14 protein-coding genes and 1 pseudogene are annotated in these 13,509 nt (G+C 71.4%); 7 read left to right on the forward strand and 8 right to left on the reverse strand.

Features of this window, described 5'->3' with window-relative positions; translation table 11 throughout:
* Nucleotides 1-20: 20 nt before the first annotated feature.
* From ACXKR8_RS06725 to ACXKR8_RS06745, 5 genes are read right to left on the reverse strand one after another with little or no spacing between them, the layout of a single operon-like run.
* Nucleotides 21-470, reverse strand: a complete 450-nt coding sequence (locus ACXKR8_RS06725) for an acyl-CoA thioesterase (RefSeq protein ID WP_458271975.1) — start codon at nucleotides 468-470, stop codon at nucleotides 21-23.
* On the reverse strand, nucleotides 460-2,847 hold the full coding sequence (locus ACXKR8_RS06730; RefSeq protein ID WP_458271976.1) for a bifunctional salicylyl-CoA 5-hydroxylase/oxidoreductase: 2,388 nt from the start codon (nucleotides 2,845-2,847) through the stop codon (nucleotides 460-462). The genes ACXKR8_RS06725 and ACXKR8_RS06730 overlap by 11 nt, the downstream gene beginning before the upstream one ends.
* An 11-nt stretch (nucleotides 2,848-2,858) precedes the next feature.
* Nucleotides 2,859-4,517, reverse strand: a complete 1,659-nt coding sequence (locus ACXKR8_RS06735; RefSeq protein ID WP_458271977.1) for an AMP-binding protein — start codon at nucleotides 4,515-4,517, stop codon at nucleotides 2,859-2,861.
* Nucleotides 4,517-5,482: an acyl-CoA thioesterase gene (locus ACXKR8_RS06740; protein ID WP_458271978.1), complete on the reverse strand. Its 966-nt coding sequence runs from the start codon at nucleotides 5,480-5,482 to the stop codon at nucleotides 4,517-4,519. Before ACXKR8_RS06740 ends, ACXKR8_RS06735 begins: the two co-directional genes overlap by 1 nt.
* Complete coding sequence (locus tag ACXKR8_RS06745) at nucleotides 5,479-5,706, reverse strand: hypothetical protein (protein WP_462100367.1); 228 nt, start codon at nucleotides 5,704-5,706, stop codon at nucleotides 5,479-5,481. Before ACXKR8_RS06745 ends, ACXKR8_RS06740 begins: the two co-directional genes overlap by 4 nt.
* A gap of 56 nt (nucleotides 5,707-5,762) precedes the next feature.
* Between ACXKR8_RS06745 and ACXKR8_RS06750 the strand changes: the two genes are divergently transcribed.
* The 3 genes from ACXKR8_RS06750 to ACXKR8_RS06760 all read left to right on the forward strand — a co-directional run bounded on the left by ACXKR8_RS06750 (nucleotide 5,763) and on the right by ACXKR8_RS06760 (nucleotide 7,444).
* Complete coding sequence (locus ACXKR8_RS06750; RefSeq protein WP_462100368.1) at nucleotides 5,763-5,915, forward strand: hypothetical protein; 153 nt, start codon at nucleotides 5,763-5,765, stop codon at nucleotides 5,913-5,915.
* Between the two features lie 165 nt (nucleotides 5,916-6,080).
* Nucleotides 6,081-6,521, forward strand: a complete 441-nt coding sequence (locus ACXKR8_RS06755) for a RidA family protein (RefSeq protein ID WP_458271980.1) — start codon at nucleotides 6,081-6,083, stop codon at nucleotides 6,519-6,521.
* A 74-nt stretch (nucleotides 6,522-6,595) separates the two neighbouring features.
* Entirely contained in the window at nucleotides 6,596-7,444 is an 849-nt protein-coding gene (locus ACXKR8_RS06760) for a fumarylacetoacetate hydrolase family protein (protein ID WP_458271981.1), read from the forward strand.
* A 25-nt stretch (nucleotides 7,445-7,469) separates the two neighbouring features.
* Here the strand turns inward: ACXKR8_RS06760 and ACXKR8_RS06765 are convergent, their stop codons facing one another.
* Together ACXKR8_RS06765 and ACXKR8_RS06770 are read right to left on the reverse strand one after the other, a co-directional pair.
* Nucleotides 7,470-8,345: a PaaX family transcriptional regulator gene (locus ACXKR8_RS06765; RefSeq protein WP_458271982.1), complete on the reverse strand. Its 876-nt coding sequence runs from the start codon at nucleotides 8,343-8,345 to the stop codon at nucleotides 7,470-7,472.
* A gap of 22 nt (nucleotides 8,346-8,367) precedes the next feature.
* The gene (locus tag ACXKR8_RS06770; RefSeq protein WP_458271983.1) at nucleotides 8,368-9,876 is read right to left on the reverse strand and encodes a carboxylesterase/lipase family protein; all 1,509 of its coding nucleotides are present in this window, start codon (nucleotides 9,874-9,876) and stop codon (nucleotides 8,368-8,370) included.
* Between the two features lie 131 nt (nucleotides 9,877-10,007).
* On the opposite strand from ACXKR8_RS06770, the gene ACXKR8_RS06775 reads away from it, so the two are divergent.
* The 4 genes and pseudogenes from ACXKR8_RS06775 to ACXKR8_RS06790 all read left to right on the forward strand — a co-directional run bounded on the left by ACXKR8_RS06775 (nucleotide 10,008) and on the right by ACXKR8_RS06790 (nucleotide 12,934).
* Entirely contained in the window at nucleotides 10,008-10,397 is a 390-nt protein-coding gene (locus ACXKR8_RS06775; protein WP_462100369.1) for an AsnC family protein, read from the forward strand.
* Nucleotides 10,394-10,591 (forward strand): annotated as a pseudogene (locus tag ACXKR8_RS06780) (hypothetical protein); the annotation flags it as partial. The gene ACXKR8_RS06775 and the pseudogene ACXKR8_RS06780, both read left to right, overlap by 4 nt.
* Nucleotides 10,592-10,656: 65 nt before the next feature.
* On the forward strand, nucleotides 10,657-10,977 hold the full coding sequence (locus ACXKR8_RS06785) for an Lrp/AsnC ligand binding domain-containing protein (protein ID WP_462100370.1): 321 nt from the start codon (nucleotides 10,657-10,659) through the stop codon (nucleotides 10,975-10,977).
* 388 nt (nucleotides 10,978-11,365) lie between these two features.
* A complete protein-coding gene (locus ACXKR8_RS06790) occupies nucleotides 11,366-12,934 on the forward strand; it encodes an alkaline phosphatase family protein (protein WP_462100371.1) in 1,569 nt (522 codons plus the stop codon).
* On the opposite strand, the gene ACXKR8_RS06795 is transcribed toward ACXKR8_RS06790, so the two are convergent.
* Nucleotides 12,904-13,353: an ANTAR domain-containing response regulator gene (locus ACXKR8_RS06795; protein WP_458271986.1), complete on the reverse strand. Its 450-nt coding sequence runs from the start codon at nucleotides 13,351-13,353 to the stop codon at nucleotides 12,904-12,906. The genes ACXKR8_RS06790 and ACXKR8_RS06795 overlap by 31 nt on opposite strands.
* Nucleotides 13,354-13,509 lie beyond the last annotated feature (156 nt).

Consider the following 13,509-nt stretch of genomic DNA (forward strand, 5'->3'; position numbering starts at 1 on the left):
TGAGTCAGTCATGTATAGGGTCAGCCGCTGCGCTCCCCCGCGGCGCCGGTCGGCGCGGTGAGCGCCGCACGCCACTGGTCGGGCCAGGGGGCGCTGCGGCCGGTGCCGCGGGGGACATGGGCGGTGACGTAGCGGCCGCGGGCCGCGAGGCGACGCGGCTGATCACCGGTCTGCTCGCCCCAGACCTCGAAGCGGAAGGTCAGCGACGAGGTCCCGACCCGCTCCAGCACCACGGTCGACGTGACCTCCTGGCCGAACCGGAGGGTGGAGCTGAAGTCGGCTTCGTAGCGCACCCGGGGAGAGACCCCGAAGTACTCGGTCAGCCCCCGGTCCCGCATCAGCTGCGCCTCCGCCGCCTCGACGAAGCGCACGATGGAGGAGTTGTGGTGGTGTCCGGCCGCGTCGGTGTCCATCCACTCGACGCGGCCGCGGTACGCGGCCCGGGCGATCCCGGCCGACTCAGACGACATGGGCCGGTGCGGGGGACGGCGTCCAGCGCAGGTGGAGGGTCTGCTGCGGGTCCCGGCTGTCGTCGCGCAGCAGGGCGAGTCGGGGACGCACCGCGTCGGTGCGCGCGGTCGGCGGTTTGCGCCGCCCGGCCCGGTACGGCAGCGGCCAGGTCGCGGCGGCGCCCTGGTACTCCTGCTCGGCCGCCGCGTGCAGGGTCCACTGCGGGTCGTAGAGGTGGGTGCGGCCCAGCGCGCACAGGTCGGCACGTCCGGCCAGCAGGATCGAGTTGACGTCGTCGTAGGACGCGATCGCGCCGACCGCGATCACGGCGGTGCCGGTGCCGGCGGCGACCTCGTGCCGGATCCGGTCGGCGAACGGCGTCTGGTAGGAGCGGCCGTACGCGGGGCGCTCCTGCTTGGCGACCTGGCCGCTGGAGACGTCGATCGCGTCCGCGCCGTGGGCGATGAAGGCGCGGGCGATCTCCACCGCGTCCTGTTCGGTGGTGCCGTCCGGCACCCAGTCGGTCGCGGAGATGCGCACGATCACCGGCCGGTCGGCCGGCCAGGCCGCGCGCACCGCGTCGAAGACCTCCAGCGGGAAGCGCAGCCGGTTCTCCAGCGGGCCGCCGTACTCGTCGGTGCGGTGGTTGGCGACCGGCGAGAGGAAGGAGGAGAGCAGGTAGCCGTGCGCGCAGTGCAGTTCGAGCAGGTCGAAGCCGGCCTGCGCGCCCCGGCGGGCCGCGGCGACGAAGTCGGCGAGGATCTGGTCCAGGTCCGCCCGGGTGGCTTCGCGCGGGGTCTGCATCCCCGGCCCGTAGGGCAGCGGCGAGGGGGCGACCAGCGGCCAGTTGTCCTGCGGCAGCGGTTCGTCCATGCCCTCCCACATCAGCCGGGTGGAGCCCTTGCGTCCGGAGTGGCCCAGCTGGAGCCCGATCCGCGCGCTGCTGCGGTCGTGGACGAAGGAGACCACCCTGGTCCAGGCCTCGCGCTGGGCGTCGGTCCACAGCCCGGTGCAGCCGGGGGTGATCCGCGCCTGCGGCGAGACGCACACCATCTCCGTCATCACCAGACCGGCCCCGCCCATGGCCTTGGAGCCGAGGTGGACCAGGTGGAAGTCGCCGGGCAGTCCTTCGGTGGCGCTGTACATGTCCATGGGCGAGACGATGACCCGGTTCTTCAGCTCCAGCGCCCCGATCCGGAACGGCTGGAACATCGCCGGCGCCACGGTCTCCAGGCCCTGGGCGGCGGCGAACGCGGCGTCCACCCGGTCGGCGAACTCATGGTCGCGGGTGCGCAGGTTCGCGTAGGTGATCCGGCGCGAGCGGGTGAGCAGATTGAAGCAGAACTGGGTCGGCTCCTGGTCGGTGTACATGCCGATGTTCTCGAACCACTCCAGCGAGGCCTGGGCCGCACGCTGGGTGGACTCGACCACCGGACGCCGCTCGGTCTCATAGGCGCTGAGCGCGGCGTCGGTGTCGGGGTGTTCGTGCAGGCAGGCGGCGAGGGCGAGGGCGTCCTCCATGGCGAGCTTGGTGCCCGAGCCGATCGAGAAGTGCGCGGTGTGCGCCGCGTCGCCGAGCAGGACGAGGTTCCCGTCGTGCCAGCGCTCGTTGTGCACGGTGCTGAAGTTGAGCCACTTCGAGTTGTTGGCGTACACCTGGTGCCCGGCCAGTTCCTCGGCGAACAGCTCGCGCAGCCGGGAGACCGCGTGCTCGTCGGAGGCGCCGGGCCGGAACGCGGTGTCGGCCGTGGCGTCGAATCCCGCGGCGTGCCAGACGTCCTCGTGCATCTCGACGATGAAGGTCGAGCCCTGCTCGGAGTAGGGGTAGCCGTGGACCTGCATGGTTCCCCACGGCGTCTGCTTGATGAAGAACTGGAAGGCCTCGAACACCCGGTCCGTGCCGAGCCACATGTACTTGTTGCGGCGGCGGTCCACACTCGGCCGGAACGCGTCCGGATACCCGGCCCGGGTCTGCGAGTTGACGCCGTCGGCGGCCACCACCAGGTCATGGGCGGCGCGCAGTTCCGCGACCGCGGGCGCGGGTGTGGAGAAGCGCAGGTCGACCCCGAGCGCGCGGCAGCGCTGCTGCAGCAGATGCAGCAGGTCCTTGCGGCCCATGGCGGCGAAGCCCTGACCGCCCACGGTGTGGCGCTCGCCCCGGTAGTGGATGTCGATGTCCGTCCAGCGGGCGAAGCGCCGGGCCATCGCCTCGGCGAACTCGGCGTCGGCGTTCTCGATGCCGCCGAGGGTCTCGTCGGAGAAGACCACGCCGAAACCGAAGGTGTCGTCGGGGGCGTTGCGTTCCCAGAGCGTGATCTCATGGGCCGGGTCGAGCTGCTTCATCAGCGCGGCGAGGTACAGGCCTGCGGGCCCGCCGCCGACGATCGCGATCTTCACGGTGCTTCCTCTCAGTGCTCGGCGGGACGGGCGGCGGACTGCTCGTCCTCGACGATCTTGCGGAGCGCGAAGCGTTGCAGCTTCCCGCTGGCGTTGCGCGGCAGGCTGTCCCGGAACCGCACGTCGCGGGGGTACTTGTAGGGCGCGAGGACCTGCTTGACGTGGTCCTGGATCTCCTTGGCCTTGGCTGCACCGGGCTCGATGCCCGGGCGCAGCACCACGAAGGCGCACACCACCGAGCCGCGCTCGGGGTCGGCGCGGGGCACCACGGCGCATTCGAGCACGTCGGGATGGCTCTCGACGGCTGCTTCGACCTCGGGCCCGCCGATGTTGTAGCCGGAGGAGACGATCATGTCGTCGCCCCGGGCGTGGTAGTGGAAGTAGCCGTCCTCGTCCCGGTGGAAGATGTCGCCGGTGACGTTCCAGCCGTTGACCACATAGTCCTTCTGCCGCGGGTCGTCCAGGTAGCGGCAGCCGACCGGGCCGATCACGCCGAGCCGCCCGGGTTCGCCGGGGCCGAGTTCGCGGTCGTCCGGGCCGAGGATGACCGCGCGGTAGCCGGGCAGCGGCTTGCCGGTGGCGCCCGGCCGGATCTGGTCCCCCGCCGCCGAGATGAAGATGTGCAGCAGTTCGGTGGCGCCGATGCCGTCGATGACCGGCAGGCCGAGTTCGTCCCGCAGCCGGTGCCAGGTGTCCTCGGTGATGTGCTCGCCCGCCGACACCGCGATGCGCAGTCCGGCCAGCGACCGCTCGCGGCCGGCCCGGACTATGGCCCGGTACGCGGTCGGCGCCGTGGCCAGCACGGTCACGCCGAGCTCGGCCACGTACTGGGCGAGCTGCTCGGGGGTCGAGGCCTCGGTGAGCAGGGCGCCGGCGCCGGCCCGGAGCGGCAGGACCACGAGCATGCCGAGGCCGAAGGTGAAGGCCAGCGGGGCGGAGCAGGCGACCAGGTCGTCCGGCCGCAGGCGCAGGGTGTGCCGGCCGAAGGTGTTGTCGATCGACAGCAGATCGCGGTGGAAGTGCATGGTGATCTTGGGGACCCCGGTGCTGCCGGAGGTCGGACCGAGCAGCGCCACGTCATCGGCGGCGGTCGCCACATCGGTGAACTCGCCCGATTTCGCGGCCGCGCGCGCGACCAGGTCGTCGGGCCCGGCGCCGCCGAACTCCACGACGCGCAGCTCGGGCAGCGTCAAGTCCCTTACCGCGTGCACGTCCTGGGCGAACCGGTGGTCCACCAGCGCGACCGAGGGCCGGGTCAGCTCGGCGATCGGCGCCAGTTCCCGGGTCCGCAGCGCCGCCATGGTGGTGACCACCACGCCGCCCGCCTTGAGCACGCCGAGCCAGGCGGCGACCGTCCACGGGTTGTTCGGCGAGCGCAGCAGCACCCGCTGGCCGGGCACCAGGCCGAGGTCCTCGGTGAGCACCTGGGCCACCTGGTTGGCGCGGAGCCGCAGTCGCCCGTAGCTCCAGATCTCGCCGTCCGGGGTGCGCAGGGCGGGGCGGTCGGCGCCGAAGGCCTCGGTGGGGACGTCGATCAGCTCGGTGCCGGCGTTGAGCCGGTCCGGGTAGTGCAGTTCGGGGGTGGTGAACTCGATGGTCGGCCACTCCCGCGCGGGCGGCAGGTGGTCGCGGGTGAACGGGTCCAGGTGGGCCGAGCGGGAAAGGGACATCAGCGTGCCGGTCCTTCCGTGGGTCTGCCGGGGCGGATCATGCCCTCCTGGACGACGGTGGCCACGTGCAGCCCGTCGCGGGTGTAGAAGCGGCCGGTGCCCAGACCGCGACCGGCCTCGGCGGACGCGGCGTCCTGGACGTAGAGCAGCCAGTCCTCGACCTGCGGGGGCCGGTGGAACCACATGGCGTGGTCCAGGCTGGCGGTGACCAGTCCCTCGTCGGCCCAGGCCAGGCCGAGGACGCGCAGCACCGGCTCCAGGATCGTGTAGTCGCAGACATAGGCGAGCGCGGCCAGGTCGCGCTGGGCGTCGCCGAGCCCTTCCACCGGGCGCAGCGGGTCGAACGGCCGGACCCAGACCGCCTGGTGCGGCGCCCGTCCGCCCTCCACCGCGAGGTAGACCGGCCCCGGCACGTGCCGCATGTCGAAACCGCGCCCGCCGGACCAGTACGCCTGGGACTCCGCGGTCATCGTGCCGCCGGTGCGCCCGGCGAGGTACTGCGCGGAGTCCGGGAGCTCCTCCGGATCCGGCACGGTCCCGGCGAGCTCGGCGGCGTGGACCGGGCCGGCCTCGCCGGCGGCGAAGTTGGCCAGGCAGACGTAGATCGGCTTGCCGTTCTGGTAGCCGCGCACCTGCCGGGTGCTGTAGCCACGGCCGTCGCGCAGGACCTCCACCTCGTAGCGGACCTCGGCGCCGATGTCGGCCGGGCGCAGGAAGTAGCTGTGCATGGAGTGCAGGGTCTTGCCGTCGGTCACCGAGCGCATCGCGGCCGCGGCGGCCTGGGCGACCAGGTCGCCGCCGTAGGCCTTGGGCCACGGGCAGGGCTGGGTGACCGCGGTGAAGGCGAGATCGAGGTGCTCGGGCTGCGCAGGGGCGAGCGTGAGCGCCGCCGTGACGATCTCCGAGGTCGGCGTCGTGGCGGCCGAGGTCTGCGTCGTGGCGGCCGGCGGCGTCGGGGCGGTCATCGGTTCAGCCAGTCGCGCAGTTCGGCGTCGTCGACGTCGGGGAGGTTGACCACGATGTTCTCGGGGGTGCGGGTGGTCATCCACACCAGCGGCTTGGTGCGGGAGAGGTTGCACTCGACATGCGGCATGAACGGCGGCACAAAGACCCAGTCGCCCTCCTCCATGTCGAGGTAGTCCTCGAACTTGTCGCCGAAGTAGATGCGCGCGCGGCCGGAGAAACACATAGCCGCCGGTCTCCGCCTCGCCGTGGTGGTGCGAGGTGGAGCGGTAGCCGGGCTCGTTGCTCACCTTGCCGAACCACAGCCGGGTGGCCGGGGTGTGCTGGATGCTCACCCCGGACACCCGCACCGCGCCACCGGAGTCGGCGGTGTCGCCCAACTCCGCTCCGGCCCGGGTGACCACCGGAACGACCAGGCCGCCCGGCTGTCGATAGATCGAGTTGTCGCCCTCCAGGCGGTACCTGCTGAGGTCAGGCTCCATGGGGGTCGTCTCCGTCCGGTTGAGAACTTGTTGTACCTCGTATTTTTCACTGTCGTCATATAAAGTCAATATACAACGCCGGACGAATCCGCGTCCGCTCGACCAGACGGAGGCCCCCATGCCGCCCTTCGCCGTCAATCCGCCCAGCCTGCCGACCCCCAGCGGCTACTCCCACGGGACGCTGGCCGGCCACACCCTCTACCTGGGCGGGCAGACCGCCCTCGACGCCGGGATGCGGATCGTGCCCGGCGGCATCGTGGAGCAGTTCCGGCAGGCCTTCGGCAACGTGCTCGCCACCCTGCGCGAGGCCGGCGGAGAGCCGCAGGACCTGGTCAGCATCACGATCTACCTCACCGACATCCCCGACTACCAGGCGCACGGCCGGGAGATCGGCCGGGTCTGGCGGGAACTGGCCGGCCCGGTCTACCCGGCCATGGCAGGCATCGGCTGCACCGCCCTGTGGCAGCCCGAGGCGCTGATCGAGATCGTCGGCGTGGCCGTGATCCCCGAGCACCGGCTGCGGACGCCGAGCGACGACCAGCCCCTCGCGCAATCCTGACGCCCGACACCGAGACGCTCGACACCGAGACACCTGACACCGAGACACCTGACACAGAACCGAAGGAGCTGTGCATGAAGCTCGCCACCCTCCGCGTCCCCTCCGCCGCCGGCCCGGCCACCCGGGCGGTCCGACTCGACGGGGACCTCCTCGTCGATCTCGGTGACGCCGATCTGGGCGGCTTCCTCGCCCGACCCGACTGGCGCGCCCACGCCGAGGCCGCCCGGGCGGACACCGGGACGCCGGCCTACCCGGTGGCCGGCGCCGCGTTCGCGCCGCTGGTGCCCCGTCCGTCGAAGATCGTGTGCGTCGGGCTCAACTACCGCAGCCACATCCTGGAGATGGGCCGTGAGCTGCCGGAGCACCCGACCCTCTTCGCGAAGTTCGCGGACAGCCTCGTCGGCGCCGACGACGAGATCGTCAAGCCCGAGGAGAGCGAGGCGTTCGACTGGGAGGCAGAGCTGGCCCTGGTCATCGGACACACCGTCAGGCGGGCGCGCGGCGCGCAGGCCGAGGCGGCGATCGCCGGCTTCACCGTGCTCAACGACGTCACCGCCCGGGACTGGCAGAACCGCACCCAGCAGTGGCTCCAGGGCAAGGCCTGGGACTCCAGCACCCCGGTCGGCCCCTACCTGGTCACCCCGGACGACCTGCCCGGAGGCGTCCGCCCCGCCCTCGGCATCCGACTGGAGCTGGACGGTGAGGTGATGCAGGACAGCTCGACCGCGGACCTGCTGTTCGACCCGGTCGCGCTGGTCGAGTACGTCTCCACGGTGGTGCGGCTCAACCCCGGGGATCTCATCGCCACCGGGACCCCCGGCGGCGTCGGCCAGGCCCGCAAGCCCCCGAGGTTCCTCACCCGCGGTTCGAGGATGGTGACCCGGATCGAGGGGATCGGCCAGTTGCAGAACCGCATCGCGTAAACGCACGCACTGCGTCTCGACCAGGTCAGGTGTCGGCGTGGATCACCGTTGCGGCGTGCTCGCGGGCCGGGCCGCTCAGCGCGCGGTTGAGGTCGCCGAAGAGCACACCGGCGGTCTCGCCGCTCCAGCCCGGGGGCAGCAGTTGCAGCGGCAGCCCGGGGTCGCGATAGGGCAGCCTCCGCCACTGGGTCAGCATCGGGAGGTACGTCCGGAACGCCGCCAGCGGCGTCGTCCCATCGGCGGACACCCGGTCGAGGATGGGGCGGTACTGCTGGAGGAAGTCCGCGTACATCCCGGTGAGCTCGTCCAGGTCCCACCATGCACGCACCTTGGACCGCAACTCCCCGAAGGCGAGGTGGTCGCCGCCGAATATGTCCACGTAGGCCGACAGACCGCGACGTTCCAGGGTGCGTCGGGTCTCCGCCGCCAAGTTGCCCGGGGCGATCCACACCCCGGGCGCCGCGGTGCCGAAGCCCAGCCGGGTCAGGCTCGTGCGCAGCTCGTGGCGCTTCTCCCGCTCGGATTCCGGCACCGAGAAGACGACCAGCAGCCAGCCGTCGGCGACACTCGCCCGGGCGCCCTCGAAGATGCGCGTGTCGCCCTCGGCCAGCACTTCGAGGGTCGCACCCTCGAGGGTGTAGCCGGCCGCCTTCCCGTGGCGCTCGGGGCGCAGCACGCCGCGCCGCTTCAGCCGGGAGATCGACGAGCGCACGGCCCGGTCCTCAAGGCCGAGGTCGGCCATGAGCCTGACCAGGGAGGCGACGGACAGCCAGTTGTCCTCGCTGCGCGCGTACAGGCCGAAGGCGGAGAGGATCAACGGTCCGATCCTGCTGTCACGCCCGCTCGCCGCCGCCGCCGGGGCCGGGGCAGGTGCGGGCTCCACCGTCGGCTCCGTCGTCATAGCTGCACTCTATAGCTGCACTCTAGCTGAGCGCCCGCGGGTCCTCGGTGGTGGTGCTGACGGTGTCGAACCGCATCGTGGTGGGCCGGTCCTCGGTGTAGCGCTCCCACGTCGGCAGCTGGGCGTGGTTGGGGTCGCCGGTGCGGATGAAGGAGATCCAGGCCCGGTGCATCGCGGTGCTCAGCGCCTGCTGGTCGGCGGGCTCGATGCCGTCGACCAGGGGCGCGTGCGACCAGTTGTCGAAGTTGTCGAACACAAACGGCAGTTCCAGGCAGTGCGGGGCGGCCAGGCGGCCCTCGTAGGCGGGGGTGGCGTAGTCGAAGCGGTACGCCCACACCGGCCGGCCGCGGGTGGCCCGGGCCCGGGCCACCTCGATGGCGGGTCCGGCGAACAGTTCGTGGGAGACCAGGTCCTCAAGGACTTCCAGGGGGGTGGCGCCCGGGCGCCTGGCCTCGTGGGCGGCGTAGACCTCGGCGGCCCGGTCGCCGAAGGAATCGGCCGCGCGGGCCAGGACCTGTTCCCGGGTCGCGTCGGCGTGCAACGGGCTGAGGGCGAAGACCAGGTTGGCTTCCTCCCTGGTCCACCCGATCAGGATGTCGATGTCGAGTGCGGCGTCGTCCAGGACCAGTTCCACCGCGTCGCGGGTCAGGGTCACGTCGTCGCGCACCGGGGTGTGGGGCACGGTCCAGTGGCCCCAGGCCATGGAGGGGATGAACACCTCGGTGCTCGCCTCGATCAGGCGGGTCCACGGGACCCGGCGCAGTTCGTCGAGGTCCTTCGCGCCGACGGCGTCCAGGTAGGCGGCGGCGATCCGGCCGGATTCGGCAAGAGCGGGGATGGGCAGGCCGAGCGGCGGGCTCTGCAGGATGGCGCGGTGGAAGAGGGTGTTGGACTGCGGGTGGGCGGCGAGTGCGGCCGTCGAGAAGGCGCCGCCGGACTGTCCGGCGACGGTGATGTTGCCGGGGTCTCCGCCGAAGGCGGCGATGTTGTCGCGGACCCATCGCAGGGCCGCGATCTGGTCGGTGAGCCAGACGTTGCCGGGTTCGCTGTCCGAGCCGCCGTGCTCGGATCCGAAGTGCAGGTAACCCAGCGCCGCGAGGCGGTAGTTGATCGTCACCACGACCAGGTCGCCGTCGCGCGCGAAGGTGTCGCCGGCGTAGATGGGCAGGGAGCCGGAGCCCGAGACGAATCCGCCGCCGTGGATCCAGATCAGCACCGGCCGCGAGGCACTGTCGGCAGCCGGCGTCCAGACGTTCAGGGTCAGACAGTCCTCGTCGAAGGGCGGCGCACCATGGCCGCCGAGGGCCGAGACCGCGGGGCCTCCGTAGGACTGCGGGGCGCTGGGGCCGTAGGCCGCGGCGTCCAGGACGCCGTCCCATCCCGGGTGCGGCTGGGCAGGACGCCAGCGGAGGTCGCCGACCGGGGCGGCGGCGTAGGGCACGCCCTTGAAAACGGCCAGCCCGTCCTGGTGCACGCCTCGCACCGGGCCGCCCGTCGTGGCGACCTGAATCCCTGCTGTCGAGTCATCCATGGTGCTTCCCTTTCCTCGGTGTTTCCGCTGCCGGGGCCATGGGACAGTGATACGGGCTGCCAGCAGATCCGCACCTGTTCAGGGTGTCAAATACAGGAACACTGACAGCTGGACGCCCTACTATGCAGATCATGCGACATGAACTGGACGCCACGGACCGCCGGATCGTGGCCGTCCTGCTCGCGGCGCCGCGTGCCTCCTGGCGCGAGGTCGCCCACTGCCTGGAACTGTCGGAGCGCACCGTCATCCGCCGCGTCACCCCCTGTTCGCCGACGGCGTCCTGCGCAGCACGGCGGTCCGCAACCCCGCCCACGCCCCCGGCGTCATCCCCATGTCGCTGCGCATCCGCTGCCGCCCCAGCAAGATCCAGTACGTGGCCAACGCCCTCGCTCACCGCAGCGACACCAACTGGGTCGACATCCTCGGCGGGGCGACGAGATCACCGCCGTCTTCTTCCTCGACGGACCCGAGTCCCGCAACACGCTTCTGCTGCGCGACCTGCCCGCCCACCGAGGCCGTGAACTCCTGGACCTCCCCACACCCTGCTACGGGTCTTCACCAACGCGTTCCGCTGGACCGCGGGCCTGCTCTCCCCCGAGGAATCAGCCCGTCTCACCCATACCCGCTGATCGCCCCGCCCAGCCCGCTCGCCATCGATGCCGCGCTGATCGCAGCCCTGACCGAGGACGGCCGCGCCAGCTACGCCGACCTCGCCCACCGCGCCGGCACCACCCCGCTCACCGCCCGCCGGCGCCTGGACGCGCTCGTCCGCGCCAGGTCGTGCGCCTGGCCACCGAGGTGGACCTCGCCCTGCTCGGCATCCACGCCGAAGCCCTGCTGTGGATCACCGTGCAGCCCGGTGCGCTGGAGGAGACCGCCCAGGCCCTCAGCACGCACCCCCAGGTCCGCTTCACCGCGGCCACGACCGGCCCCGCCAACCTGCTGCTCGCCCTGGCCGCGACCGACCTCGACGCCCTCTACGCCTTCCTCACCACCACGATCGGCTCGCTGCCCCGGATCACCGCCGTCGAGATCACCCCGCTGCTCGCGACCACCAAGCGCACCGGCCTGATCCGCCGGACGGCGGTGTCGAAGACCTGACGGCCTTTCCGCCCGGGGGGCGATCGTCGGCGGCCCTCGCCGAGAGCAGTGACCGCTCCAGCCTCGCGCAGCTGACCTAACACGGGGGTAACAGGCGCAACTTGTCAGCGCGCCGGTGTCGCGCCGGGGGCCGGGGCGCGAACGGTCCGTGAACTTGTGCTGCGCACCCCTGCCGTTGCTGCGGCGGGCGGGTCAGGATCACGCCGAACCGCAGGGCCGATCGCGTTCGAGCCCCTGCCAGAGTTTCGAGGAGTTCCTGTGAATCGTCGTCACCTCCGCCTGGCCGCCGTCCTCGGCAGCACCGGGCTGCTCGCCGCAGCGGCGCTGACCCCGGCCGGCGCCGCCACCCGGCACCCGGCCGCCGCCAAAGCACGTCCTGCTGATCTCCGTGGACGGCCTGCACCAGTCCGACCTGGCCTGGTACCTGGCCAAGCACCCCGCCTCAGCGCTCGCCACCCTGGTGCACGGCGGGGTGGACTACACCCACGCCAAAACCACCACCCCCTCCGACAGCTTCCCCGGCATGGTCGCCCAGGCCACCGGCGGCGGCCCCGGCACCACCGGTATCTACTACGACGACACCTACAACGCCGCGCTGCTCCCGGCCGGCACCACCCACTGCAAGGGCGTCAAGCCGGGGGTCGAGGTGGATCTGACCGAGGACCTGGACCTCGACAAGACCTCCATCGACGCCGGCCAGGGCCTGAAGAACCTCCCCGGCGGCATCCTGTCCATGACCGGCAACCCCACCACGCTGATCAACCCGGCCGCGCTGCCGGTGGACCCCACCACCTGCAAGCCGGTCTACCCGCACTCCTACCTCCAGGTGAACACCATCTTCGAGGTGGCCCGCCAGGCCGGGCTCCGCACCGCGTGGTCCGACAAGCACGCGGCCTACGAGATCCTCGACGGGCCCTCCGGCACCGGCATCCAGGACCTGTTCACCCCCGAGATCAACTCCGACGCCCTCGGCTACCCGGCCGGCAACGACTGGACCACCGACAACAAGGCCACCCAGCAGTACGACAGCTACAAGGTGCAGGCGGTCCTCAACGAGATCGACGGCTACGACCACTCCCGCAGCCACAAGGTCGGCACCCCGGCCATCTTCGGCCTCAACCTGCAGTCGGTCTCCACCGCCGAGAAGCTCCCCAGCTCGGACGGCCTGGCCGGCGGCTACACCGCCAAGGACGTCCCCGGACCGCTGCTGCAGAACAACCTGGACTACGTCAACGCCGAGATCGGCGCACTCACCGCCGAGATCCGCAAGCAGCACCTGCAGGGCAGCACCACGATCATCCTGTCCGCCAAGCACGGCCAGTCCCCCACCGATCCCGCCGCGCTGACCCGGGTCGACGACGGCCCGCTGCTGGACGGGCTCGACGCCGCCTGGAAGAAGCTCCACCCGGCCGCGCCCGCCCTGGTCGTCCACGCCGTGGACGACGGACGCCATGCTGATCTGGCTCTCGGACCGCTCCCCGGCCGCCACCGCCTTCGCCAAGAGCTACCTGCTGGCCCAGAGCGGCACCGGCACCGACATCGACAAGAACCCCAAGCCCTTCACCCACGGCGGCCTGACCAAGGTCTACGCCGGTGCCGCCGCCGCCCGCTACTTCGGCGTCAAGCCGGGCGACGCCCGGGTCCCGGACATCTACGGCGTCGCCCAGTACGGCGTCGTCTACACCGGCGGCACCAAGAAGGTCGCCGAGCACGGCGGCGCCCACGCCGACGACCTCGACGTCCCGCTGGTCGTCTCCGGCGCCGGCGCACCCGACCAGGTCGTCGACAACGCCACCGTCCACACCACCCAGATCGCCCCGACCATCCTGGACCTGCTCGGCCTGAACCCGAACAAGCTCCAGGCCGTCCGCGAGGAGGGCACCAAGGCCCTGCCCGTGCGCTGAACAACCGAGGGGCTGCTCGGTGTCACTGCGCGACCTCGCCACGCTCGGGGTAGATGCGGGCCACCGGGTTGCCCGCCTCGCGCACGAGCGCGGCCGAGACGACCTCCCGGGCGATGTCCCTGACCTTGCGCCGCTCGTTCCGGGAACGGTCCACCAGCATTCGGAACGCCGCATCGGGATCGCACCGGAGCTCCGCCATGACGATGCCCTTGGCCTGCTCGATCACCCCCCGTGCCTCGATCGCCTCACGGAGCTGGTCGTTCTCCTCACGCAGTGCGTCCACCTGCGGGTCAGCCGGTTTCGCCTCCCGACCGGACTCCTGTCCCGTTTCCTGTCCGGACCGTGCCAGCTCGCTCTGGAGCTGTTCCAGCGTGCCCTCCATCGTGGTCATCAACGACCGCGCCATCATGATCAGCGCGCCTATCCGGACGTTGCTTCTACCGTCCGGAGCGTCCCCCCCTTGGGTCACCATGACTGCCATGGTGCGGCAGGACCGAGATCAAAACTGACAGCCGGAGCAAGAGAAGTAACACAGGGTTTACCTCGGGCAAACGGTACGTGAACGCCCCAGGCGGCACAGGTGTGATCGATCGTCACATGTGAATGGTTTGACCGTTTTGAGTGAACG

The sequence above is a fragment of the Streptacidiphilus sp. PAMC 29251 genome, assembly GCF_054208735.2.

Bases quoted from the DNA above. Each gene is read 5' to 3' on its own strand.
- ACXKR8_RS06725 (WP_458271975.1), bottom strand. From the start codon at position 470: ATGTCGTCTGAGTCGGCCGGGATCGCCCGGGCCGCGTACCGCGGCCGC.
- ACXKR8_RS06735 (WP_458271977.1), bottom strand. From the start codon at position 4,517: ATGTCCCTTTCCCGCTCGGCCCACCTGGACCCGTTCACCCGCGACCAC.
- ACXKR8_RS06740 (WP_458271978.1), bottom strand. From the start codon at position 5,482: ATGACCGCCCCGACGCCGCCGGCCGCCACGACGCAGACCTCGGCCGCC.
- ACXKR8_RS06745 (WP_462100367.1), bottom strand. From the start codon at position 5,706: ATGTGTTTCTCCGGCCGCGCGCGCATCTACTTCGGCGACAAGTTCGAG.
- ACXKR8_RS06755 (WP_458271980.1), top strand. From the start codon at position 6,081: ATGCCGCCCTTCGCCGTCAATCCGCCCAGCCTGCCGACCCCCAGCGGC.
- ACXKR8_RS06760 (WP_458271981.1), top strand. From the start codon at position 6,596: ATGAAGCTCGCCACCCTCCGCGTCCCCTCCGCCGCCGGCCCGGCCACC.
- ACXKR8_RS06765 (WP_458271982.1), bottom strand. From the start codon at position 8,345: ATGACGACGGAGCCGACGGTGGAGCCCGCACCTGCCCCGGCCCCGGCG.
- ACXKR8_RS06770 (WP_458271983.1), bottom strand. From the start codon at position 9,876: ATGGATGACTCGACAGCAGGGATTCAGGTCGCCACGACGGGCGGCCCG.
- ACXKR8_RS06775 (WP_462100369.1), top strand. From the start codon at position 10,008: ATGCGACATGAACTGGACGCCACGGACCGCCGGATCGTGGCCGTCCTG.
- ACXKR8_RS06795 (WP_458271986.1), bottom strand. From the start codon at position 13,353: ATGGTGACCCAAGGGGGGGACGCTCCGGACGGTAGAAGCAACGTCCGG.